This window comes from Pseudoalteromonas sp. P80D2 (assembly GCF_036680945.1).
Taxonomy (GTDB): Bacteria; Pseudomonadota; Gammaproteobacteria; order Enterobacterales; family Alteromonadaceae; genus Pseudoalteromonas; species Pseudoalteromonas shioyasakiensis.
This window is the reverse complement of sequence record NZ_JAZDAR010000050.1, coordinates 13,615-36,900: the sequence shown is the minus strand read 5'-3', so window position 1 is coordinate 36,900 and position 23,286 is coordinate 13,615. Positions and strand designations below refer to the sequence as shown.

19 protein-coding genes and 1 tRNA gene are annotated in these 23,286 nt (G+C 40.9%); 18 read left to right on the top strand and 2 right to left on the bottom strand.

Annotated features, from left to right (window positions below):
• Positions 1–52: 52 nt before the first annotated feature.
• Positions 53–883, top strand: coding sequence for a substrate-binding periplasmic protein (locus VRK28_RS14910; RefSeq protein ID WP_063528504.1), 831 nt, complete (start codon positions 53–55; stop codon positions 881–883).
• 34 nt (positions 884–917) lie between these two features.
• Here the strand turns inward: VRK28_RS14910 and suhB are convergent, their stop codons facing one another.
• A complete protein-coding gene (gene suhB / locus VRK28_RS14905) occupies positions 918–1,721 on the bottom strand; it encodes an inositol-1-monophosphatase (RefSeq protein ID WP_054552496.1) in 804 nt (267 codons plus the stop codon).
• A gap of 268 nt (positions 1,722–1,989) precedes the next feature.
• Between suhB and VRK28_RS14900 the strand changes: the two genes are divergently transcribed.
• The 12 genes from VRK28_RS14900 (at position 1,990) to nagP (ending at position 15,545) form a co-directional block, all read left to right on the top strand.
• Positions 1,990–2,337, top strand: coding sequence for a four helix bundle protein (locus tag VRK28_RS14900; RefSeq protein ID WP_062566604.1), 348 nt, complete (start codon positions 1,990–1,992; stop codon positions 2,335–2,337).
• A gap of 65 nt (positions 2,338–2,402) precedes the next feature.
• On the top strand, positions 2,403–3,125 hold the full coding sequence (gene trmJ / locus VRK28_RS14895) for a tRNA (cytosine(32)/uridine(32)-2'-O)-methyltransferase TrmJ (RefSeq protein WP_062566066.1): 723 nt from the start codon (positions 2,403–2,405) through the stop codon (positions 3,123–3,125).
• Between the two features lie 192 nt (positions 3,126–3,317).
• Positions 3,318–3,809: a Fe-S cluster assembly transcriptional regulator IscR gene (gene iscR / locus VRK28_RS14890; protein ID WP_054552499.1), complete on the top strand. Its 492-nt coding sequence runs from the start codon at positions 3,318–3,320 to the stop codon at positions 3,807–3,809.
• A 22-nt stretch (positions 3,810–3,831) separates the two neighbouring features.
• Positions 3,832–5,049, top strand: a complete 1,218-nt coding sequence (locus tag VRK28_RS14885; protein WP_054552500.1) for an IscS subfamily cysteine desulfurase — start codon at positions 3,832–3,834, stop codon at positions 5,047–5,049.
• A 40-nt stretch (positions 5,050–5,089) separates the two neighbouring features.
• The gene (gene iscU, locus VRK28_RS14880) at positions 5,090–5,473 is read left to right on the top strand and encodes a Fe-S cluster assembly scaffold IscU (RefSeq protein ID WP_054552501.1); all 384 of its coding nucleotides are present in this window, start codon (positions 5,090–5,092) and stop codon (positions 5,471–5,473) included.
• 11 nt (positions 5,474–5,484) lie between these two features.
• Complete coding sequence (gene iscA / locus VRK28_RS14875) at positions 5,485–5,808, top strand: iron-sulfur cluster assembly protein IscA (RefSeq protein WP_054552502.1); 324 nt, start codon at positions 5,485–5,487, stop codon at positions 5,806–5,808.
• A 78-nt stretch (positions 5,809–5,886) separates the two neighbouring features.
• Positions 5,887–6,414: a co-chaperone HscB gene (gene hscB / locus VRK28_RS14870; RefSeq protein WP_054552503.1), complete on the top strand. Its 528-nt coding sequence runs from the start codon at positions 5,887–5,889 to the stop codon at positions 6,412–6,414.
• A gap of 47 nt (positions 6,415–6,461) precedes the next feature.
• Positions 6,462–8,324, top strand: coding sequence for a Fe-S protein assembly chaperone HscA (hscA, locus tag VRK28_RS14865; RefSeq protein ID WP_063529989.1), 1,863 nt, complete (start codon positions 6,462–6,464; stop codon positions 8,322–8,324).
• An 11-nt stretch (positions 8,325–8,335) separates the two neighbouring features.
• Positions 8,336–8,674, top strand: a complete 339-nt coding sequence (gene fdx, locus VRK28_RS14860; RefSeq protein ID WP_054563549.1) for an ISC system 2Fe-2S type ferredoxin — start codon at positions 8,336–8,338, stop codon at positions 8,672–8,674.
• 285 nt (positions 8,675–8,959) lie between these two features.
• Entirely contained in the window at positions 8,960–10,387 is a 1,428-nt protein-coding gene (locus tag VRK28_RS14855; RefSeq protein WP_063529988.1) for an NAD-dependent succinate-semialdehyde dehydrogenase, read from the top strand.
• Between the two features lie 875 nt (positions 10,388–11,262).
• Entirely contained in the window at positions 11,263–13,911 is a 2,649-nt protein-coding gene (locus VRK28_RS14850) for a family 20 glycosylhydrolase (RefSeq protein ID WP_332394097.1), read from the top strand.
• A 347-nt stretch (positions 13,912–14,258) separates the two neighbouring features.
• Positions 14,259–15,545 (top strand): N-acetylglucosamine MFS transporter NagP, encoded by a 1,287-nt coding sequence (nagP, locus tag VRK28_RS14845; protein WP_095209730.1) that lies wholly within the window; start codon positions 14,259–14,261, stop codon positions 15,543–15,545.
• Positions 15,546–16,078: 533 nt separating this feature from the next.
• Here nagP and VRK28_RS14840 read toward each other — a convergent pair.
• Positions 16,079–16,154: transfer RNA gene (locus VRK28_RS14840), tRNA-His, on the bottom strand.
• 279 nt (positions 16,155–16,433) lie between these two features.
• Between VRK28_RS14840 and VRK28_RS14835 the strand changes: the two genes are divergently transcribed.
• From VRK28_RS14835 to VRK28_RS14815, 5 genes are all read left to right on the top strand, one after another.
• On the top strand, positions 16,434–17,252 hold the full coding sequence (locus VRK28_RS14835) for a mechanosensitive ion channel family protein (protein ID WP_054563554.1): 819 nt from the start codon (positions 16,434–16,436) through the stop codon (positions 17,250–17,252).
• A 36-nt stretch (positions 17,253–17,288) separates the two neighbouring features.
• The gene (locus VRK28_RS14830; RefSeq protein ID WP_063529616.1) at positions 17,289–18,068 is read left to right on the top strand and encodes a DUF481 domain-containing protein; all 780 of its coding nucleotides are present in this window, start codon (positions 17,289–17,291) and stop codon (positions 18,066–18,068) included.
• A 126-nt stretch (positions 18,069–18,194) separates the two neighbouring features.
• A complete protein-coding gene (locus tag VRK28_RS14825) occupies positions 18,195–20,864 on the top strand; it encodes an SLBB domain-containing protein (protein ID WP_332394121.1) in 2,670 nt (889 codons plus the stop codon).
• A gap of 23 nt (positions 20,865–20,887) precedes the next feature.
• Positions 20,888–21,832, top strand: coding sequence for a Wzz/FepE/Etk N-terminal domain-containing protein (locus tag VRK28_RS14820; protein ID WP_130167236.1), 945 nt, complete (start codon positions 20,888–20,890; stop codon positions 21,830–21,832).
• A 47-nt stretch (positions 21,833–21,879) separates the two neighbouring features.
• Entirely contained in the window at positions 21,880–23,283 is a 1,404-nt protein-coding gene (locus tag VRK28_RS14815) for a lipopolysaccharide biosynthesis protein (protein WP_130167237.1), read from the top strand.
• Positions 23,284–23,286 lie beyond the last annotated feature (3 nt).

Genomic DNA, 23,286 nt, shown 5'->3' with positions numbered 1-23,286 from the left:
GTCCCTGTTTAACTGGGTGTAGCTTAAAAAAAACACATAAACAAAAATAACAATGAAGCGACTATGTAGTGCAATCCTAGTATTGCTAAGCCTAGGATACAGCCTTACCACAGAAGCTAACAATGTGGTCAATTTAGCGATTGAGCAACGCCCACTGTATAAACGCGATTATTATCTTCATGAATTGCTGGCAGCGGCTCTACGCGCCAGTAATTATCAAGCAGAAATAAACGAAGTTCTGGTTCATCCTCATCAACAACGTACCTTGCTGATGCTCGATGAAAAGCAGGCCGATGTGTTTTGGAGTATGACAAGTCCCGAGCGAGAACACCTTGCAATAGCAGTTAGAGTACCTTTGTTTAAAGGCTACATTGGTAAACGCGCATTACTCACTAAGCGAGCGTTTTTACCGCGTTTTAAAGATGTAAAAACGAAACAAGATTTAGCGCAGTTTAGTGCCATTCAAGGCCATGATTGGCCCGATACTAAAATCCTTGCTCAAAACGGCTTAACAGTCAGACCGCTGGCAAATTACCAGGCAATGTTTAGCTTAGTGATCAGAGGGCGAGTTGATTATTTTCCGCGTTCGTTCATTGAGGTCATTTCTGAAATGGAACAAATCAAAAGTGACGATCTGGCTATAGTGCCTGACCTTTATATTAGCTATCCAACGGCATTTTACTTTTTTGTCAGTAACCACAAGCCTGAATTGGCAGAAGCTCTGTTAAAAGGACTCAAGGTGATGAAAAGCACTGGCGAATTTGAACAGTTATTTGCCAGTTACTTTGCTGAAGACTTGGCTAAGTTGCCATTTAAAGAAGGTGAAGTCATAGAGATAAAACTCGACAACGATTATTTTCAGCCACAAAAAAAGGAGCGGTAGCTCCTTTTTTGCATTTTTACATTACAACCCGCTATTAGCGAAGTAGTGACTCAGTTAACACTGGGCGAATTTCACGAATGATTGCTTGAGTTAACTTAGGTGCACCACAAATGATGTTGCCGCTTTGGTTGTAGTTAATACCACCTGCGAAATCAACAACCATACCGCCAGCTTCTTTAACTAAAAGCTCGCCTGCTGCTGTGTCCCATGGCTTAAGGCCAATTTCAAAGAAACCATCAACACGGCCCGCTGCAACATAAGCCATATCTAATGCAGCAGAACCTGCACGGCGGATATCAGCAGTGTGCACGAAAAGTGCTTTAAACGCTTCAGAGTATGCGTCTAAGTGGTGCTTTTGTTTGAATGGGAAACCAGTTGCAAGTACAGAACCTGCTAACTCGTTAGTTTTAGTTACGCGTAAACGCTTGCTGTTAAGCTGTGCGCCTTGACCACGAGAAGCAGTGAATAATTCACCACGGATTGGATCATAGATAACAGCTTGGTCTAAACGACCTTTAACTTTAAGTGCAATAGATACTGCGAAATGAGGGATACCCTTGATGAAGTTAGTTGTGCCATCAAGTGGGTCAACAATCCATTGGTAATCTGCATCTTTACCTTTATGCTCACCAAGCTCTTCACCTACGATAGTGTGATCTGGGTAAGATTTTAAAATGGTATCACGAATTGCGGCTTCAGCTTCTTTGTCGATGTTAGTCACTAAGTCGTTAGTGCCTTTTTGTTGTACATCAACTTTTGATAAATCTTCACTTGCGCGAAGTAAAATTTTGCCTGCGTTACGCGCAGCGCGAACCGCAATGTTTAACATTGGATGCATAGCATTACCTTTGGGTTGTAAAAGAACGAATATATTTAAGCCGGCGTATTCTAGCGATTTCTAGCGTAAAGTAAACAATAAACTCGAATAAATTAGTTTGTTTTTTGTACAGTTCTGATTTTGTTGTTGATTTAATTTCAGAAGAAGGGGTTAGTGGTCAGCCGTCAGCCGTCAGCCGTCAGCCGTCAGCCGTCAGCCGTCAGTTTGAAATTTGCATTCTGAAAAATTCGTGCCTATATAAAGTTTTTATACTTAAAAGGGTGCGAGTATGAATTTTGAAAAATTAGAAGTATGGAAGCGTTCAGCAAGATTAAGTGCTGACATCTACAAAGAAACGACAGATCTAAATGATTTTGGCTTTCGCAATCAGCTCACTCGTTCTGGTTTATCAATACCGAGTAATATCGCAGAAGGTATGGCGAGAGTCAGCAAAAAAGAGCGGGTACGTTTTTTAGATATATCAAGATCGTCAATAGCAGAAACACGAACGCAAATTTATATCGGAATTGAGATTAAATATATCGATGCCGCCATAGGTAGAGCTTGGGTGAGTGAAACGGAAGAGCTATCAAAAATGTTGACATCTCTTATGTATAGGATCGAAGCTGATAGCTGATAGCTGATAGCTGATAGCTATGTTATAATCCCCGCAATTTTTGACTTTCAGTAAGTAACAACGCAATGACACTTGATGATATTCGTATCGTATTAGTTAACACATCACATTCTGGTAATATTGGCTCAGCGGCACGTGCTATGAAAACGATGGGCTTATCAAATTTATATCTAGTTGATCCTGCTTGTGAAATTGACAGTCATGCGAGTGCGCTTGCGGCCGGTGCAACTGATGTTTTAGGTAAAACAGTGGTTGTTGATACACTGGCAGATGCGATTGCTGATTGTGGCTTAACAATTGGTACCAGCGCACGCTCACGTACTTTATCTTGGCCTATGGTTGAGCCGCGTGAATGTGGTGAAAAATTAGTGGCTGAGGCTGAACAGGGCCCTGTTGCACTCGTGTTTGGTCGCGAAAATAGTGGTTTAACGAACGAAGAACTACAACAATGTAACTACCACGTATGTATTCCTGCAAACCCTGAATACAGCTCACTAAATCTAGCAATGGCCGTGCAAACGCTGTGTTATGAAACACGTATGGCATATTTAAATAAACAGCCAAAAGTACAAGAAGAAGACGAAGCAACCTACCCAAATGCAAAGCAAACTGAGCTGTTCTACGAGCATTTAGAGCAAACGCTAAACGACACAGGTTTTATCATCAAGCAACACCCTGGCATGGTGATGACTAAACTACGTCGCTTATTTAACCGCGCACGTCCAGAAGAAGCTGAGATGAACATTTTACGCGGTATTCTTACCTCTATTAATAAGTCTATTAAATAATCACAGGTTATAAGTATAATACTTGACTAAATTACTCAGGTAATTACAATGTACCCAGTACTTGACTGTTTTTGTCAAGTATTCGGTTTTATCAATGGCAAGTATCAATTTTTATCAAGTGATAATACTTGACTATTTTGGTCTGGTAATTAAAATTTGCACACCTTAGCGTGCAGTAACATCGGGGGCTCCATGAAGTTAACATCAAAAGGCAGATACGCAGTAACCGCCATGTTGGATGTTGCACTACATACAAATGTGGGTGCAGTGCCTCTTGCCGATATTTCTGAACGCCAAGAGATTTCGTTATCTTACCTTGAACAACTATTCGCCCGTTTACGTAAAAACGGCCTTGTGACCTCTGTGCGTGGCCCAGGTGGCGGATATTTACTAGGTCGAGAAGCGAACGAAATTTCTGTCGGCGATGTGATTAACGCCGTTGATGAGTCTGTTGATGCAACACGTTGCCACAATGCAACGGGTGGCTGCCAAAGCGGCATGCGTTGTTTGACTCATACCTTATGGTCGGACTTAAGCGCACGTATCGAAGAGTTTTTAAATAGTATTACCCTTGCTGAATTGGTGGAAAAGTCAGATGTGAAAGAAGTCGCATCGCGCCAAGATAACAGCATCAACAATGCAATTAAGCAACTGGAAAACATTCAAGTAAGCTGTCAACTGTAGCTTGACGAAAGCGGAGAGAGAAATGAAGTTACCGATTTATTTAGATTACGCAGCAACCACGCCTGTTGATGAACGTGTGGCAAAAGAAATGATGCAATGCCTGACTATGGACGGTAATTTTGGTAACCCTGCATCACGCTCACACCGTTTTGGTTGGCAAGCAGAAGAAGCAGTTGATCAAGCACGTACAGATATTGCTGATCTGATCAACGCTGACCCGCGTGAAATTGTTTTCACTTCAGGTGCTACAGAATCAAATAACCTAGCAATTAAAGGTGCTGCGCAGTTCTATAAGAAGAAAGGCAAGCACGTTATCACTGTTAAAACAGAGCACAAAGCAGTGCTTGATACGTGTCGTGAACTAGAGCGTCAAGGTTTCGAAGTAACCTATATGGACGTTGAAGAAAATGGCTTACTTGACCTTAAAAAGCTTGAAGCTGCAATGCGTGACGACACAGTACTTGTGAGCGTAATGCACGTAAATAACGAGCTAGGTGTTATCCAAGATATCGCGACAATCGGCGAAATGTGCCGTGAGCGCAAAATTATGTTCCACGTAGATGCTGCACAAAGCGCAGGTAAAGTTCTTATCGACGTGCAACAGTTAAAAGTAGATTTCATGTCGTTCTCTGGCCACAAAGTATATGGCCCGAAAGGTGTAGGCGCACTTTATGTTCGTCGTAAGCCACGTGCACGTTTAGAAGCGCAAATGCACGGTGGTGGTCATGAGCGTGGTATGCGTTCAGGCACACTAGCTACTCACCAATTAGTTGGTATGGGTGCGGCATTTAGAATCGCTAAAGAAGATTTCGAAAAAGACCATGCACACATCAGCGCACTTCGTAAGCGTCTGATTGATGGCATCATGGCTGATATGGACGAAGTTTACTTCAATGGTGAACCAAGTCACTCAGTTCCAGGTATTGTAAATATCAGCTTCAACTTTGTTGAAGGTGAGTCGTTATTAATGGCTGTTAAAGACATTGCTGTTTCATCAGGTTCAGCCTGTACCTCAGCAAGCTTAGAGCCTTCTTATGTACTACGTGCATTAGGCCGTAATGACGAGTTGGCACACAGCTCAATTCGTTTCAGCATTGGCCGCTTTACGACTGAAGAAGAGATTGATTACACCGTTGAACTAATCAAAAACTCGATCGGCCGTTTACGTGAGATGTCTCCTCTATGGGAAATGCATCAAGAAGGTATTGATTTAGATTCAGTTGAGTGGGCGCATCACTAATCAGTGATCGCCGCCGCTAGCAGGTAGTGAGGATAGTATTATGGCTTATAGTGATAAAGTAATCGATCATGTTGAAAATCCACGTAACGTGGGTGCTTTAGACAAAAATGATCCGTCAGTTGCAACAGGTATGGTGGGTGCACCAGCATGTGGTGACGTAATGAAATTGCAAATCAAAGTATCACCAGAAGGTGTAATTGAAGACGCAAAATTCAAAACATATGGTTGTGGTAGCGCAATCGCTTCTTCTTCACTTGTAACTGAGTGGGTAAAAGGCAAAACATTAGATGAAGCTGCAACAATCAAAAACACTGATATCAGTGCTGAGCTTGAATTACCGCCAGTGAAAATTCACTGCTCAATTTTAGCAGAAGACGCGATTCAAGCAGCAATTGCTGACTACAAAAGCAAACAAGCGAAGTAAGAGATAAATTCATGGCAGTGACATTGACAGATGCGGCAGCAAACCGCGTAGAATCATTTTTAGCAAATCGCGGCAAAGGCATTGGCCTACGCGTTGGCATTAAAACGACGGGCTGTTCAGGTCTTGCTTATGTTCTTGAATTTGTTGATGAGTTAGCAGACGGCGACGAAATTTTTGAAAGCCGTGGTGTGAAAGTGATCGTTGATGCTAAAAGCTTGGTCTACATTGATGGTACTGAGCTTGATTACACCAAAGAAGGTTTGAACGAAGGGTTTAAGTTTAACAACCCGAACCAAGCCGATGAGTGTGGTTGCGGCGAAAGCTTCACCGTTTAAGCTTATAAAACTTTCTTTGCTTGAAGCCCTGCCTATGTAGGGCTTTGTTCTTTCCTGTTTACCGAGTTGGATTATGTAATGCGTTACTTTGAGTTATTTGCAATTCCAGTAGATTACAACATTGATTTAGCGACTATTAATAAACACTACCTTGAGCTGCAACGTGCAGTTCACCCAGATCGCCACGCAAGCTCTAGCAGCCGTGATAAATTACTTGCTGTGCAAAATGCAGCAGAAATCAATGATGCATTACAAACTTTAAAACACCCGGTAAAACGTGCTGAGTACATGCTAAGTGAGCTTGGTGTTGATATTCGCGCCGAGCAACAAACATTACAAGACCCGCTATTCTTAATGCAGCAAATGGAGCTGCGTGAAGAATTAGAAGAACTTGAAAATGCCGCAGATCCTGATGCAGCAATTGCCCAGTTTGAAGCGCAAATTAAACAGCTCGATAAACAATACAGTAGTGAATTAGCCGCTCAGCTGGCAAGTAATGATGAGCAACAATGGCAAGCTGCCGCTGACAATATTCGTAAATTGAAGTTTGTTTATAAGTTACGCGATGAACTAGAGCGTATTGAAGACAGTTTATTTGATGATTAATCGTTAGTTGTTATACAACAGCTATTTAAGAGTTTAAAAAGAGCATTATGGCATTATTGCAAATTGCTGAGCCGGGGCAGAGCGCGGCACCACATGAGCACAAATTAGCAGTCGGTATTGACCTTGGTACAACTAACTCGTTAGTTGCAACAGTGCAAAGCGGCGAAGCGCGTACACTGACTGATTTAGCAGGCAATGCGATGCTACCTTCGGTTGTTCAATATCAAGCAGATAGCATTGTGGTTGGTGAGCGAGCGGCAGCAGCTGCTACTCAAGACCCTGCAAACACACTAATTTCAGTTAAGCGTTTTTTAGGTAAAACTCAGGCTGAAATCGAAAAAAGCTATGGTCAACTGCCGTACGAATTTTGTGAGCATGATGGCTCATTAGCAATCAGCACGGTTGCGGGTGCAATTAGCCCTGTTACTGCATCGAGTGAAATTTTAAAAGCATTAAAATTACGTGCAGAAGACAGTTTTGCAGGCCAAGACATCTTAGGTGCGGTTATTACTGTGCCAGCTTATTTTGATGATGCTCAGCGTCAAAGCACTAAAGATGCCGCAGAGCTTGCAGGTATTAAGGTATTACGTTTATTAAACGAGCCAACGGCTGCGGCTGTTGCTTATGGCCTTGATTCAGGCCAAGAAGGCATTATCGCAGTGTACGATTTAGGTGGCGGTACCTTCGATATTTCTATTTTACGTTTACACCAAGGTGTATTTGAAGTGCTTGCTACAGGTGGTGACTCAAGCCTTGGTGGTGACGATTTTGACTCGCTATTGGTTGATTACTTCAAAAAACAAACGGGTGTGAGCGAGCTTTCTGCATCGGTATTGCGTTTATTCATTAATAAAGCAAAAGCCTGTAAAGAAGCGCTAAGCCAATACCAAACTGTAAATGTTGGTTTAGAGTTTGATGGTCAAAGCCACAAAGTTGAAGTAACCCGCGAAACGTTTGATGAGCTTGCTCTTAGCCTTGTGAAGAAAACACTACGTTCTTGTCGCCGTGCGGTTAAAGATGCCGGTATCGAGAATGAAGAAGTACTACAAGTTGTAATGGTTGGCGGCTCGACTCGTATGCCAATTGTACGCTCTCAAGTTGCTGCATTTTTTGATAAAGAGCCACTGACTTCTATCGACCCAGATCGCGTAGTTGCACTCGGTGCAGCACTGCAAGCAGATGTATTGGTTGGCAATAAGCCAGATTCAGACATGTTGCTATTAGACGTATTACCACTGTCGCTAGGTCTTGAAACCATGGGTGGCTTGGTTGAGAAAATCATTCCACGTAACACCACGATCCCTGTTGCACGTGCACAAGAGTTTACTACTTTCAAAGATGGTCAAACGGCAATGTCACTGCATGTACTACAAGGTGAGCGTGAGTTAGTTGATGATTGTCGTTCGTTGGCTAAATTCAGCTTAAAAGGTATTCCGGCCATGGCAGCAGGTGCTGCGCACATTCGCGTAACCTTTAAAGTAGATGCTGATGGCCTATTAAGTGTATCGGCAATGGAAAAATCAACCGGTGTGCAAGCTGAAATTCAGGTCAAACCATCATTTGGTTTATCGGACGACCAAGTTGCAAACATGCTAAAAGAATCAATGACTAATGCAAAAGACGATATGCAAGCGCGTATGCTGAAAGAACAGCAAGTTGAAGCGTTACGAGTTGTTGAAGCGCTTGAAGCATCACTGGCAACCGACAGTGCATTACTTGATGAACAAGAATTAGGTGCGTTAAAAGCAGAAATTGCTAAACTTGTTGCCGTACGCGAAAGCGCAACAACACCTGCAGAAATTAAAGCAGCGATTGAAGCTGTAGACAATGCAAGTAGCGAATTTGCTGCTCGTAGAATGGATGCATCAATCAAAAAAGCGCTGCAAGGGCAGTCAGTAGACGAAGTTTAACGAGGTAAGGTATGCCACAAATTATTTTTCTTCCACACGAAGAGTTATGCCCAGAAGGCGCTGCTATTGAAGCTCCTGCAGGTGAAACGGTATTAGATGTTGCACTAAAAAACGGTATTAGCATTCCGCATGCATGTGAAAAATCATGTGCTTGTACAACATGCCACTTAGTCATCCGTGAAGGCTTTGACTCTTTAGATGAAAGTGATGAGCTAGAAGATGACATGCTAGATAAAGCATGGGGTCTTGAGCCAGAGTCACGCCTTGGTTGCCAAGCGGTGATCAAAGATGAAGATTTAGTGGTTGAAATTCCAAAGTATAATCTCAATATCGTTAATGAAGAGCATTAATTTTTAACGGCTTTGATTTCGTAAAAACCGCTGTAGTTGCTTGGTCTCTACAGCGGTTTTTTGTTTTTAGAGCTGTCAGCTTTCAGCCGTCAGTTTTTAGCAGATCGAGAGGGTGGTTCAGCTATTAGTGTTTTTGAGCAGCAATAGCTTTACATTCATTTCTCAGGTTTTATGTTTTTGATAGCTGATAGCTGATAGCTGATAGCTGATAGCTGATAGCTGATAGCTGATAGCTGATAGCTGATAGCTGATAGCTGATAGCTGATAGCTGATTTTGGAGGTTCTATGTCTGATTTGGTTTTTTCTGATTCGTTTATCGACGGTGACTTTTATTCTACGAGCCAGCGTTTTAGTGTAGATAACCCCGCAACCGCTGAGGTAATTACTCAGGTTTCTGATATTGATGAAGCCGGGGTTGAGCAGGCTTTAAAAAGTGCTGACGAGGCATTTAGCAAACTAAAGCAAACAACTGCAACCGAACGTAGTGAAACGCTGCGCCGATGGTATGAGTTGGTTATTGAGCACAAGCAACAGCTTGCTGAGTTAATGACTAAAGAGCAGGGTAAGCCTTTAAAAGAAGCCTTGGGCGAAGTGGAATACGGTGCTGGCTTTATTAAATGGTTTAGTGAAGAGGCAAAGCGTAGTTATGGCGACACAATTCCTGCTACCGACAGTAAGCATCGTTTAACAACGATAAAGCAACCAATTGGTGTGGTGGCTGGTATTACACCTTGGAATTTCCCGATTGCCATGATCACCCGTAAAGTTGCACCCGCTTATGCCGCGGGTTGTAGTTTTGTGATTAAACCTTCGGAGCATACGCCATTATGCGCTATTGCCTTAGCCTACCTTGCTGATAAAGCAGGATTTGTAAAAGGAGCGCTGAACGTGGTGGTCTCTGAAAACGCAAAAATGGTGGGTGAGATCATGACCGAGTCGGAGCGTGTTCGTAAGTTCACATTCACAGGCTCAACCGGTGTAGGTAAGCAGTTACTATCGCAGTGTGCCTCAACAATTAAACAAACGTCAATGGAGCTTGGCGGCAATGCCCCGTTCATTATCTTTGATAATGCCGATTTAGATGAAGCTGTTGCTGGCCTAATGGGGGCTAAATTCAGAAACGCAGGGCAAACTTGTGTTGCCGCTAACCGAATTTTTGTTCAGCGCTCAGTGCTTGAAACTGTGCTTGAAAAACTCACTGACAAAGTAGCTGAGTTAAAGGTAGGTAATGGTCTTGATGACGGGGTAGATATCGGCCCATTAATTTACCCTAAAGCAAAAGAGAAAGTTCAAACGCTTGTGCAAGATGCGGTTGATAAAGGGGCGTCGTTAATCGGTGACAACAGCGAGCTTGAAGGTAGCTTTCAAGCGCCATTAATTTTAACTGATGTTACTCCAGAGATGGATATCTATCATGATGAAGTGTTTGGCCCAGTTGTGAGCATAATCACCTTTGATGACGAACAAGAAGTACTTCAACTTGCGAACGACGTGCCATACGGTTTAGCTGCGTATTTTTATAGTGAAAACATCAAGCAAGTTTATCGAGTAAGCGAAGCACTTGAATACGGCATGATAGGTATTAACGAAGGCCTCATCTCAAACCCCGTAGCGCCATTTGGCGGCGTTAAACAGTCAGGCTTAGGCCGAGAAGGCGGCCACCAAGGGTTAGATGAGTACCTAGAAGAGAAGTATCTTTGTGTTAAAATTTAAGCCATCAGACTGATAGCTAAGTCCTTGCGCGCGAAATAAATTTCACGCCTACAATACTTCGCACCTCGTAGGAACGGCTTTAGCCGTGAATAGGTCAAATCTGTTCGGCGTTAAAACGCCTCCTACTTTGTAGGCGTCACGCTTGCTTGGCGGGTTTTACATTCAACACCTTGACGGCAAATCCAAAGCATCGCGCGAAATAAATTTCACGCCTACAATACCTTGCACCTCGTAGGAGCGGCTTTAGCCGTGAATAGGTCAAATCTGTTCGGCGTTAAAACGCCTCCTACCATGTAGGCGTCACGCTTGCTTGGCGGGTTTTACATTCAACACCTTGACGGCAAATCCAAAGCATCGCGCGAAATAAATTTCACGCCTACAATACTTCTCACCTCGTAGGAACGGCTTTAGCCGTGAATAGGTCAAATCTGTTCGGCGTTAAAACGCCTCCTACTTTGTAGGCGTCACGCTTGCTTGGCGGGTTTTACATTCAACACCCTGACGGCAAATCCAAAGACATCGCGCGAAATAAATTTCACGCCTACAATACCTTGCACCTCGTGGGAGCGGCTTTAGCCGTGAATAGGTCAAATCTGTTCGGCGTTAAAACGTGTCCTACTTTGTAGGCGTCACGCTTGCTTGGCGCGTCTTATATTCAACACTCTTTCGATGGACTAACGCCTTACCAACAAACAACACAATTCGGCTTCAAACTTATAGCTTGCGGCTTAAAGCTTCTAAATCCTCACCTATATTTTTCACAAAATGATAGCGCTGTCATTTTAGTTTTTATATGATAGGAACGAATTATTAACAAAAATGAAAAATAGTACGCAGAAATACCGTACACTCAGGGCTTAAACGAGGAGAAAGTAATGGATTTTAAGAAGTCACTATTCGCGGTAATGCTAGCGACTGCGCCTTTAATGGCTAGTGCAGCATTAACTCAATCGCAAGTTGATCAGTTTGCGAAAGGTACCGAACTGCTGTTTTCGGTAGAAGATAACTTTCGTAATAAAGATGCGGGCTTTTTAGGAAAAATTACCCTCAACAATGGCTCTGATGTGGCGTTACCTGCAGGCGAGAGCGACTGGCAGCTTTATATTCACTCAGTTCGTAAAATCTCAACCGAGCATGTCGCGGGCTTAAACATTGAACACGTTAATGGTGATCTTCATCGCATCGTACCAACGAGCTCGTTTAAAGGTTTAGGTGCAGGTGAAAGTTTAGAGTTGCCGTTTGATGCGCAAGTATGGATTGTAGCTTACAGTGACTTTATGCCACGGGCATTTTTTGTTTCAGGTAAGAATAAACCAGCCGTATTTGCCAACACCGACACTGAAGACTTTAAACAGTTTGTGACGCCATTTACCCGTGAAAATCAGTTACGCCGTTACAATGAGCCGAAAGATTTATCGGTTTTAGCAACGGCAAAAGTACGTTTCGAGCGTAATAGCACTGATAAGGTGTCGGTTAGTAAAGAGGATGCTTTAAAGCGTATTATTCCGAAGCCTCGTAAAGTCGATTTTAATCGAGGTAGCGCAACGTTAAACAATAATTGGCAAATCAGTTATCAAGGTCAGCTGAAACACGAAGTTATGGTGTTTATGCAAGACTTGCAAGATGACTATGGCATTAGCCTTAAAGCACAGCCTGATCATATCAATGTCGGCAAAGACAAAGTAATACGCTTAAAAGTTGACCCTAAACTCAATAATGCAAAAGCAGAAAGCTACACTCTAGAGATTGATGATGAAGTGATCACTATCGTAGGTAGCGATAACGCCGGTGTGTTTTATGCGATGCAAAGCTTATTGAACCTCATTCCTGCAAATAGCCAAGGCAGTGCCAGCTTACCGCAGTTAGAACTTGAAGACTCACCGCGTTATGGTTGGCGTGGTATGCATTACGATAATGGTCGTAACTATCATGGCAAAGAAGCAATGTTCAAGCTGGTTGAGCAAATGGCTCGCTATAAAATGAATAAGCTACACTGGCACTTTTCAGAAGATGAAGGTTGGCGACTTGAGATCCCAGGCTTACCAGAGCTCACCGACGTTGGTGGCTATCGCTGCTTTGATTTAGAAGAACGCGAGTGCTTATTAACTCAGCTTGGCACAGGGCCATTTAAATCAGGCTCAGGTAATGGTTATCTGAAACGTGATGAGTTTGTTGAGCTATTAAAGTTTGCGAAAGACCGCCACATTCAAATCATCCCTGAAGTTGAAGGCCCAGGTCATGCGCGAGCCTCAATTAAAGCGATGGAAGCGCGTTATCACAACATGTTAGAAGAAGCTGAGAAAGCCGCTAAAAACAACATTAAAACGCGCTCTGCAAACAAAGAAATTCAACACATAGATATGGGGCCAGCAAAGCAATATTTGCTTACTGATCCAAAAGATACCTCTGTGTACATGACGGTACAAAACTACAAAGATAACTCGATGAATGTATGTATGGACTCAACCTACGCATTTTTAGATAAAGTAACTTATGAACTTCAGCAGATGTATCGCGAGGCAGGTGTGCAGTTAAAGAACCTGCATATTGGTGGTGATGAAGTCGGTGCTGGTTCGTGGATAGGCTCGCCAATCTGTCAGGCGTTATTTGCCGATCCTAATAACGGTGTAGCTGGCCCCGCTGATTTAAAACCTTATTTCACACAACGTGTTGCAACCTTACTTGAAAAACGCGGTATTTCTCCGGGTATTTGGGAAGATGGCATCATGTATGACCGCGAAAATTCGTTTAAACGTGATGAGTTCCCTAACAAAACTTTTACCGTTAATACTTGGGATAACATTTGGGAATGGGGCGTTGCCGATAGAGCATACCGCCTAGCAAATGCTGGTTATCAAGTGGTGTTATCACACGGTACGCATTTGTACTTTGACCACCCATACGAAGCAAGCCCTGAAGAGCGTGGTTATTACTGGGCCACTCGTTACACAGATACGAAAAAAGCCTTTAATTACATGCCTGATGACGTGTATGCCAATGCCGATTACACCCGTACTCGTGAGCCAATCGTTAATTTAGAAGCGTTGGTGGGCCGCCCACTACCTAAACTTGAAAAGCCTGAAAATATTCTAGGTATGCAAGGTCAGGTATGGTCAGAAACAATCCGTACTGAAGAGCAAGTCTTAGCAATGATCTTCCCGCGTATTTTGTCAGTGGCAGAGCGCGCATGGCACAAAGCCGATTGGGAAGGCGAAAATGTCGATATTAAAAAACAAGCAAAAGACTGGGCTGAGTTCTCAAGTGCTGTAGGCTTAAAAGAGCTTGATAAGTTAGCTAAAGATGGCATCGAGCTGCATTTACCAGTACCGGGCGGTGTGATTGAAGATGGTAAATTGTATGCCAATAGCGCATTTGCATATTTGAGCATTGAGTACAGCCTAGATAACGGCCAAAGCTGGCAAACTTATGCCGAGCCTGTGAAGGTTGATAACAATGCAAAAGTTGCACTACGCACCCGCTTAAACGCAAAACAAACCAGTCGCGTGACCGTTGTTGGTGAGTAATGTTTCTGCGATAAATAAATATGATGCCTACAGCAAAGTGTAGGCGTCATTTTTGCTTGCGCGTCTGACTAAAATCTGGCGGCCTAAAAACTTCGCGCGAAATAAATTTCACGCCTACAATACCCCGCAACTCGTAGGCGTCACGCTTGCTTGGCGCGTCTTACATTCAACACCGTTCGTTCAAAACTGACAGCTGAAAGCTGACGGCTCCTAGAAACCACTTAAAAGAAATATGTCAGCGCTGTCATTTTTGTTGCGATAGTGTTATAAATATTTAATATCTCTTTTATATAATCATCTGAATGAGCAGCGCTGTAGAGTCGAACTGTGCTGTTATGGGAAATGTTATGTCTGAAATGAATAAACAAAGCAGTGTTGTGCCTATGGCGATTGTTGCAACGCTGTTTTTTATACTGGGTTTTGCTACATGGTTAAATGGTTCACTGATGCCATTTTTACAGCAAATTTTGCAGCTTTCACCTTTTCAGGCATCGCTGATTATTTTCTCGTTTTATATCGCCGTGACTTTTACGGCTTTACCTTCGGCGATGATCATCAGAAAGGTAGGCTATAAGAATGGCATGGCGCTGGGTATGGCGACCATGATGGTGGCAGGTTTACTGTTTATTCCTGCTGCAAAAACGCAAATTTTTGCACTGTTTTTATTCGCTCAACTTGTTATGGGAGCCGGGCAAACATTATTACAAACAGCGGTTAACCCATACGTAGTAAGAATCGGCCCAGAAGAATCAGCCGCGGCTCGCGTTAGTATTATGGGTATATTAAATAAAGGTGCAGGTGTTGTTGCGCCGATTGTGTTTACCGCACTGATACTCAGCGATTTTAAAGGCTTTGTAGGTAAAGAGCTTAGCCAAACTGATATTGATGCAATGGCCAATGGCTTAATATTACCGTATTTAGGGATGGCTATTTTTATTGGTATACTCGGCTTTGCGGTAACTAAAATGCCTTTACCAGAGCTAATTGATGACGACGTTGATGAACAAAAACCGGGGCAGGTAAAAGAAGCGCTAAGCCATCCGAGCCTTGCCTTAGGGATTGTGGCACTTTTTGTTTATGTAGCTGTTGAAGTAATAGCAGGTGACACCATTGGTAGCTTTGCGTTGTCTTTAGGTGTTGAAAAATATAGTGTTATGACATCGTACACCATGGGTTGTATGGTGCTAGGTTACTTTTTAGGGATTTTGCTTATCCCACGAGTGTTATCGCAGCAAACAGCGCTAACTATTTCAGCGGTATTGGGTTGTGTGTTAACGCTAGCGATAGTTACAGGTAGCAATGAAACTGTATTTATATCAACATTATTTGGCCTAAAATCGGTACTGCCTGATACCTTATTGCTCATTGCTGTGCTAGGCTTTGCTAATGCCATTGTTTGGCCTGCAGTTTGGCCGTTAGCATTATCTGGTTTAGGCAAGCTAACTAGTGTAGGCTCTGGTTTGCTCGTTATGGGTATAGCCGGTGGAGCGTTTGGTCCATTATTTTGGGGCTTAGCAAGTGGCGGCGTAAAAAGCGCAGAAGCACAACAAATGGCTTATATTGTGATGTTGCCTTGTTATTTATTCATACTTTTCTATGCTGTTAAAGGCCACAAGATGAAAAGTTGGAAGTAATTATGAGTTTGAGGTCGGGTGTAAAGCACACAACCTTGAACTTTGAAAAGTATTTCTAGTAAATAGAAATAATCCCGTGTGTAATGCCACCGAAAGGTGGCATTTTTTTGTTTGGGGTTTGAAAAGTTAGGCGCTAGGTATTAGGGGGCTAGGCATTAGGCGCTAGGTATAAGGCGCTAGGTATTAGGGGATAGGCTCTAGGTGCTAGGCTTTCGCGTGAAATAAATTTCACGCCTACAATATTTCACACCTCGCAGCTCTCGTTCGTAGAAACGGCTTTAGCCGTGAATTATCTTAGAGACTTCGGCACTAGAGTACTTCCTACATCGTAGGCGTCACGCTTGCTTGGCGCGTCTTACATTCAACACCTATCTGAAGGGGGAATGTATTGCGATCAAACAACACAGTTCGGCTCAAAACTAACAGGTGAAAGCTGACGGCTTTTTGAATTGAAAACAGGTGTTAAAGAAAAATCTTGAAATCCAAAATAAAAAATATTTAAGAAAATATAGGGATTTACAAAGGGGGAAAAGTGGGGCGACTGATGGGGCTTGAACCCACGACAACCGGAATCACAATCCGGGGCTCTACCAACTGAGCTACAGCCGCCACTGAGATACACCTCGTTTGGTGTGGCGCGCATATTACATAATTAAGGTTGGCTTGTGAAGCCCTAAATTGAAAAAAGTAGAAAAAACTTATTTACCTCAGAAAATTCAGAAAACCATCACTGGTCAGCTCGCGTTCAGTTTCGCAGATTAGACTTGCGACTTTTGTAATTGAGCAAATACTCATTTCGTAGTTTTATGCGTAATTTAATGATTTTTTAACCAAAGATCATATATAATTTGTACAGCGTGACGCTACAAATGAACTTCAGGAGAGAACATGGATACAATAATGAACTGGATCAACGAGAATTCAGGTTTAATCATACATTACGCCGTTCAGGCGGTTCTAGCGCTAATCATTTTCTTTATCGGTGGTCGCATCGCTAAATTCTGCGAAGGCTTAACTGAAAAAGCATTTGATAAAAAGAAAGTCGATAAAGCTGTAGGTTCATTTGTTGCTAGTATTGTCTATGCAATTGTATTTGCTGCAACAATCTTAATGGCACTATCTCAATTAGGTATTGAAACTACTTCATTCATTGCTATTTTAGGTGCGGCTGGTTTAGCAGTAGGTTTAGCACTTCAAGGTTCACTATCTAACTTTGCATCAGGTGTTTTAATCATCTTACTTCGTCCTTTCAAATCAGGTGACTATGTAGAAGCAGGTGGTAAAGCGGGTACAGTTAAGAAAATCGAAATTTTCTCTACAGAATTACGTACACCAGATAACAAAGTAATTATCATGCCCAACTCATCAATTATGGGCAGCCCAATTACAAACTTCTCTCGTGAATCAACTCGTCGTATCGATTTAGTAATCGGTGTTGGTTACGATGCAGATCTTAAAGAAGCAAAAGCAGTTCTTAAATCAGTTTTAGATAAAGAAGAGCGCTTATTAAAAGACCCAGCATACACAGTAGCGGTATCTGAGCTTGCAGATTCAAGCGTAAACTTTGTGGTTCGCCCTTGGGTTAACTCAGCTGATTACTGGCCAACGTATTTTGATTTAATGGAAAACATTAAGATCGCACTAGACGATGCCAACATCACAATCCCATTCCCGCAAATGGATGTTCATTTGCACAAAGAAGACTAATAAGTCTAACGTACAAGTAGTAAAGGTTATTTTTTAATGAAATTAAAAGCATTATCAATTCTAGTTGCAGCAAGCGCTGCAACTAGCGCATTCGCAGCAGATGAAACCAAAACTTGGGATGTAACCAGTGAATTAGGTGCTATCGTAACAAGCGGTAACACTGAAACAACCACACTTAAAGGTGGTATCAAGGTATTACATAACCTAGAAAACTGGAATAACGAGTACAAGTTAGACGGCATCTACAAAGAAGATGAGATCGAAAACGACCAAGGTGTAAAAGAAACACAGCGTACCAACGAAAAGTACTCAATTTCAGCGCAAGGTAACTATAAATTAAACGAAAAGCACTCACACTTATTCATCTACGGTTCGCACGTATCTGATTACTTTGGTGCATATCGTAATGAATCAGTAATCTCAGCGGGTTATGGTTTACGTTTAATCGACCGCTCTGATATGTGGTTAAACGCAGAAATCGGTCCGGGTTATAAGTACTTCCAATATCCAGACGACAGCACTGAAGTTGATGACAACGGTGACTCACTTGCCGGTGAGCGCGAAGGTGAAGCAATCGCACTAGGTAAAGTAGATTACAACTGGCAGATTTCAGACAGTGCACGTTTTACTCAGTTAGTATCAGTTGAATATGGTGATACCAACACTAAAACACGTTCAGAGTCTGCAATCCTTGCTAAGATTAACGGTTCACTACAAATGAAAGTAGCTTACAACATCACTCACAACTCAGATGTTGCCGATGATAAAGAAAACACAGATACAGAAACGTCACTAACGCTAGTTTACAGTTTTTAACTAAATAAATCGTTTTGTTGACAATTTAATGACAAAAAGGGACGAAAGTCCCTTTTTTATTTCTGTAATTTTCAGGTAGAATAGACAATCTTTTTGACTGTAGAACTATGGATATCCCTACCTGTGATGTTATTTAAAAGACTCTTCATTACTTTTTTGCTGTTAACTTCCGCATCAGTATTGGCTTTTACTCCTACAGCCGCACAAATCGAACAATTTAAAAAGCTTCCTAGAGCGCAGCAAGAGGCACTAGCAAGGCAGTATGGTGTAGATTTATCGACGATTACAGGTAAGAAATCTTCAACCGACCAAATTGAACAAGAATCAACAATACAACCTCGTTTAGAACAAGAAAAAGAACAATTAACAGATGAAGAGCGCTTTGCTCCAAAAGTTGATGAAGTAAAGCCTTTTGGTTATGACTTGTTTGCTGGTGAGCCAACATCATTTATGCCAAGTGAAAATGCGGCAGTTCCTGATACCTACTTAATTGGTCGTGGAGATACACTTAACATCAACTTTTACGGTAAAGAAAGCGAGAGCTATGAAGTTGTTGTTGACCGCGAAGGGCGTATCAGCATTCCAAACTTAAGTCCTGTTCAAGTGGCGGGTCTGACTTTTGCAGAAGTCAAAGAGTTAATCAAAGCAAAAGTTGAACAAGAAGTAATTGGTATTAAAGCATTTGTTTCAGTAGGTAAACTTCGTAGCATTCGTGTGCTAGTGCTTGGTGAAGCGTACAAACCGGGTAGTTATTCTGTTTCATCACTGACTACCGTATCGCATGCACTATTTGTTAGTGGTGGGGTATCTGATATTGCTTCACTACGTAATATTCAAGTTAAACGTGCGGGTAAGGTTGTTGCAAACTTTGACTTGTATGATCTATTAATCAACGGTGATAGCAGCAACGATATTATTTTAAAGCCTGGCGATGTGGTGTTTATCCCATCAGTTGGCTCACAAGTCGCTGTTGAAGGCTTAGTAAAACGCCCTGCTATTTTTGAGCTAAAAAAAGGTGAAACAGCAGCACAGTTATTAAAAATGGCGGGTGGTTTAAAGCCGCAAGCTTACGCTAAAAAAGCAATTGTTGAACGCTTCAATAACAATAATATGAAAGAAGTGTTATCAGTAGACTTTAGCGGTAATCAAATTAATTATACCCCTCGTGATGGGGATCGTATTCGTTTTAACCCTGTAAGCTTTCAATATCAAAACAGTATTAGCTTAATTGGTGCTGTTGCTCGTCCTGGCCATTATCAGTGGCATCAAGGAAAACACATCTCAGACATTCTAACTTCGGTGCGTGGTGACTTGCTGCCTCAGGCTGATTTAGGTTACGGATTACTTGTTCGTGAAGTTAATGTAGCAGGTGATATTCAAGTTTTTCAATTTGATATAGCACAAGCGATTGTTAAGGCTGCAGAGCATGATTTAGAGTTAAAAGCTAACGATAAGCTTTTTGTATTTAGCCGTTATCAAGAAAAGCAAGCTGAAGAAACTGCACTTGCAAATATGGCGCTTACAGAAGCGCAGCAAGAGCAGCAGTATAAAGTAAAACAATGGCATCAATACCAGCAAAGAGAGTTTGAAAAATACATCGGTGTTACAGGCTCATCAACAGGACTAAAGTCAAAAGAAGACAGAACTAAATCGATTGCAGATATTGCCAAGCACAATTTAACTGACGATGAAGAGCTACTTGAGACAAAAGATTATGCAGTTTTCAGTCGTTTTAATCTATTAAAGCCAATTATTTCTAAACTAAAGCAGCAGGCTACAGTCTCTATGGCAATGCAGCTTGTAGAAATAAATGGCCATGTAACTTACCCAGGTGTTTATCCTCTTACAGTTAATGGCGAAGTAAACGATTTGATAGCCGCCGCCGGTGGTTTACTTGAGTCTGCTTATACTGAGCAAGCTGAAATAACCCGTGTAATGGATGGCGACGCATCAAAAGTTAAACATATAAAATTTAACCTGCAAGCTGCCATGTTAGGTAGTAATGGTGAAAAGATCGCATTACGTAGTAAAGATAGTATTAATATCTTCTCTATTCCTAACTGGCAAGAAAACGTAAAAGTAGAGCTTAAAGGCGAAGTGAAATTCCCTGGGGTTTACACTATTCGTCGCGGTGAAACATTAAGCAACTTACTAGAACGTGCTGGCGGTTTTTCTGAATTTGCCGCGCCTAATGCTGCTATCTTCACTCGTGAAGCAATTCGCAAACAAGAGCAACAGCAACTTGCAAAACTTTCTGAAGATTTGCGTCGTGACATTGCATCAAAAAGCTTTGAGAACTCTGTAAGTAGTAACAGTCTTTCTTATGATGAAATGAATAAGCTATTGAATGATCTGGCTAACGTTGAAGCTGTGGGACGATTGGTTATTGATTTACCAATGATTGTAGAAGATAAACAAAGGCTTGTTCTGCAAAATGGTGATGCGCTTTATGTACCAAGTAAACGTGATTCAATCAGTGTAATTGGTGAGGTTAACTACGCAACCTCACACTTATTCCAGCAAGGTATTACGGTAGACGATTACATTGATCTTAGTGGCGGCTTAAAAGAGCGCGCAGCAGATGAACGAATCTATATCATCAAAGCTAACGGCTCAGTGAAAATCCCAAGTACAGGCAGCTGGTTTGCAGTTAATGACACAAACACGCTTGAAGCCGGCGATACCATCGTAGTGCCAATGAACTCAGATTACATGGACAACCTAACTCTGTGGAGCACTGCGACACAGATTGTTTATCAGTTAGGTGTAGCAGTTGCTGCTATTAGTAGTATATAAAGCCTATTTTTACAGAGATTAAAATGTCTAGTTTAAATCATAATATGAAAGTCGAAAATTCATCTGAAGATGTTGACTTAAAAAAAGTTTTTAATGTCTTTTTTAGGTACAAATGGCTGATTTCATCAATAACTTTAGTAGCAGCTTTAATTTCAGTAGTATTTGCTATTAACCAGCCAAATATTTATAAATCGACTACTTTAATTATGCCTGCTGAGCAAGAGAGTAAAGGAGGGCTGTCCTCTCTCGCTAGTCAATTTGGCGGACTTGCTAGTTTGGCAGGAATGAATATTCCATCACAATCAAATAAATCAAAGATAGCTGTAGAAATACTTAGGTCGCGCCTATTCATATCAAAATTTATAAATAAACATAACTTATTACCTGATTTGATAGCTGCAGAATTTTGGGATTTAGGTAGTAATAAGTTGAGTTATAACCCAGATTTATATGATGCTGAGATGAAAAAGTGGGTGAGGGAAGTGCAGCTTCCATTTACGCCTAAGCCTACAGATCAAGAAGCTTATAAAAGTTTTTTAGAGAAGCTAAGTATTATAGAAAACATTGAAACTGGCATGATCACTATTTCATTTGATCATATTTCACCTTATTTTGCTAAAAATATTCTCGATTTACTAATAGAGGATATCAATAATGAAATGAAAAAGAAGGATATTGAGGAAGCTAAAAAGAGTATCGCATTTCTAGAAGAGCAAATACGCAAAACAAGTGTTTCAGATATAAAGTCAATTTTCTATAACCTAATTGAAGAGCAAACTAAAACTATAATGTTTGCCGAAGTAAGAAAAGAATATGTTTTTAAGGTAATTGATCCTGCAATTGTTCCAGAATTAAAAGATAGACCCAAAAGGGCATTAATTTGTATTTTTGGCACTTTGCTTGGGTTTATGCTGAGTCTTTTGATTGTCTTTTTCTTGTCGAATATAAAAGGCATCTATTCAAAGTGATAGTAGTATTTGGCCTGAAACGCTATGAACAACTATAAATTTTACTTATGAATCTAAGAACTATAACTCAATACTCACTAGGACCTGTCGGTTCTGCGTTCCTTGGATTTGTAACTTTACCTCTGATTACATGGCATTTCAGTTCAGAAGATGTTGGAAGGCTGAGCATGCTATTTATAGTACAGAGTTTTGCTGTACTTTTTTTTTCCATAGGTTTAGATCAATCTTACATTCGTTATTATTACTCCTCAAAAGATGTAGGTCAATTATTTAAAGATTGTATTACACCAGGCATTATCTTATTTATAATTACGTCTTTAACATTATATCTATTTGATCCCACTCTGATATCTTACATTTTGTTTGGGATTGAGGATTCAACATTAACTTTAATGACTTTAGCATGTATTTTGGTCGTTTACTTACAAAGGTTTATATCTTTAATTGTACGAATGCAGGAAAATGCATTATTGTTTTCCTTAAGTCAATTCTTACCTAAAGTATTCTTTCTATGTTACTTTTTCATTATAATTTTATTTGAAGAAGGCTCAGGTTTTATATATTTGCTATTAGGTCAGCTTATTTCGAACCTATTAATTCTTTTATATTTATTGTATGGAAATAAAGAGGGAATTTATAAATCGATATTGATAAAGTTTTCTATTAAAAGATTTTCAGAGTATTTTAGTTACGGGTTGCCTTTAACTATTGGTGCTATAGCTTATTGGGGGCTTACTGCTACAGATAAGTTTTTTTTAAGAGCTTACTCATCATTAAATGAGTTAGGCATCTACTCTGTTGCTATAAGTTTCTCTACTGCAGCAATAATTTTCCAGAAAGTATTTACAACAATATGGACTCCATACGTTTATAAGACTATAAACGGCGGGCATGATGATAATGAAATTAGGAATATAAATAAGTATGTGGTTTTATTTGTTGCAGTTATAATTTCACTGCTCGGTATGGCAAGTTGGGTAATTGATTATATACTGCCAAATGAATATTCTTTGGTGAAATATTTAGTAATACCTTGCATGTTAGCCCCATTATTTTATGTGCTTTCAGAAACAACAGTGATTGGACTTAATATAGTAAAAAAGACTAATTACTCAATGTTAGCATCAATTTTTGCTTTTGCTATTAATTTTATAGGTAACTTTTTCTTAGTGAAAAAATTCGGTGCATATGGAGCTGCGATTAGTACAGCAACTTCATTTTGGGTATTCCTTGTTCTTCGAACTGAGTTGTCATGTTATTTTTGGAAGAGTATACCGAGGGTAAGGTTATATATATTAACCTTATTTCTTTTGGTAGCATCAATAGTAACAATAATATTATCAAGTAAAGTTATAGTGTTAATTTGGGTTTTTTTATCACTAGCAGTAGTAACCCTTTTCTATAAGGATTTTTTGTTCATGTTATCAACTATAAAAAAAGCAAAAGTATAGAGG

Excerpts from the sequence above, each read along its gene's own strand:
- VRK28_RS14900 (WP_062566604.1), top strand. The coding sequence starts at position 1,990 with ATGAATTTTGAAAAATTAGAAGTATGGAAGCGTTCAGCAAGATTAAGT.
- VRK28_RS14855 (WP_063529988.1), top strand. The coding sequence starts at position 8,960 with ATGTCTGATTTGGTTTTTTCTGATTCGTTTATCGACGGTGACTTTTAT.
- fdx (WP_054563549.1), top strand. The coding sequence starts at position 8,336 with ATGCCACAAATTATTTTTCTTCCACACGAAGAGTTATGCCCAGAAGGC.
- VRK28_RS14910 (WP_063528504.1), top strand. The coding sequence starts at position 53 with ATGAAGCGACTATGTAGTGCAATCCTAGTATTGCTAAGCCTAGGATAC.
- iscR (WP_054552499.1), top strand. The coding sequence starts at position 3,318 with ATGAAGTTAACATCAAAAGGCAGATACGCAGTAACCGCCATGTTGGAT.
- hscA (WP_063529989.1), top strand. The coding sequence starts at position 6,462 with ATGGCATTATTGCAAATTGCTGAGCCGGGGCAGAGCGCGGCACCACAT.
- iscA (WP_054552502.1), top strand. The coding sequence starts at position 5,485 with ATGGCAGTGACATTGACAGATGCGGCAGCAAACCGCGTAGAATCATTT.
- VRK28_RS14815 (WP_130167237.1), top strand. The coding sequence starts at position 21,880 with ATGAATCTAAGAACTATAACTCAATACTCACTAGGACCTGTCGGTTCT.
- VRK28_RS14820 (WP_130167236.1), top strand. The coding sequence starts at position 20,888 with ATGTCTAGTTTAAATCATAATATGAAAGTCGAAAATTCATCTGAAGAT.
- VRK28_RS14830 (WP_063529616.1), top strand. The coding sequence starts at position 17,289 with ATGAAATTAAAAGCATTATCAATTCTAGTTGCAGCAAGCGCTGCAACT.
- VRK28_RS14850 (WP_332394097.1), top strand. The coding sequence starts at position 11,263 with ATGGATTTTAAGAAGTCACTATTCGCGGTAATGCTAGCGACTGCGCCT.
- trmJ (WP_062566066.1), top strand. The coding sequence starts at position 2,403 with ATGACACTTGATGATATTCGTATCGTATTAGTTAACACATCACATTCT.
- iscU (WP_054552501.1), top strand. The coding sequence starts at position 5,090 with ATGGCTTATAGTGATAAAGTAATCGATCATGTTGAAAATCCACGTAAC.
- nagP (WP_095209730.1), top strand. The coding sequence starts at position 14,259 with ATGTCTGAAATGAATAAACAAAGCAGTGTTGTGCCTATGGCGATTGTT.
- hscB (WP_054552503.1), top strand. The coding sequence starts at position 5,887 with ATGCGTTACTTTGAGTTATTTGCAATTCCAGTAGATTACAACATTGAT.
- VRK28_RS14885 (WP_054552500.1), top strand. The coding sequence starts at position 3,832 with ATGAAGTTACCGATTTATTTAGATTACGCAGCAACCACGCCTGTTGAT.
- suhB (WP_054552496.1), bottom strand. The coding sequence starts at position 1,721 with ATGCATCCAATGTTAAACATTGCGGTTCGCGCTGCGCGTAACGCAGGC.
- VRK28_RS14825 (WP_332394121.1), top strand. The coding sequence starts at position 18,195 with ATGTTATTTAAAAGACTCTTCATTACTTTTTTGCTGTTAACTTCCGCA.
- VRK28_RS14835 (WP_054563554.1), top strand. The coding sequence starts at position 16,434 with ATGGATACAATAATGAACTGGATCAACGAGAATTCAGGTTTAATCATA.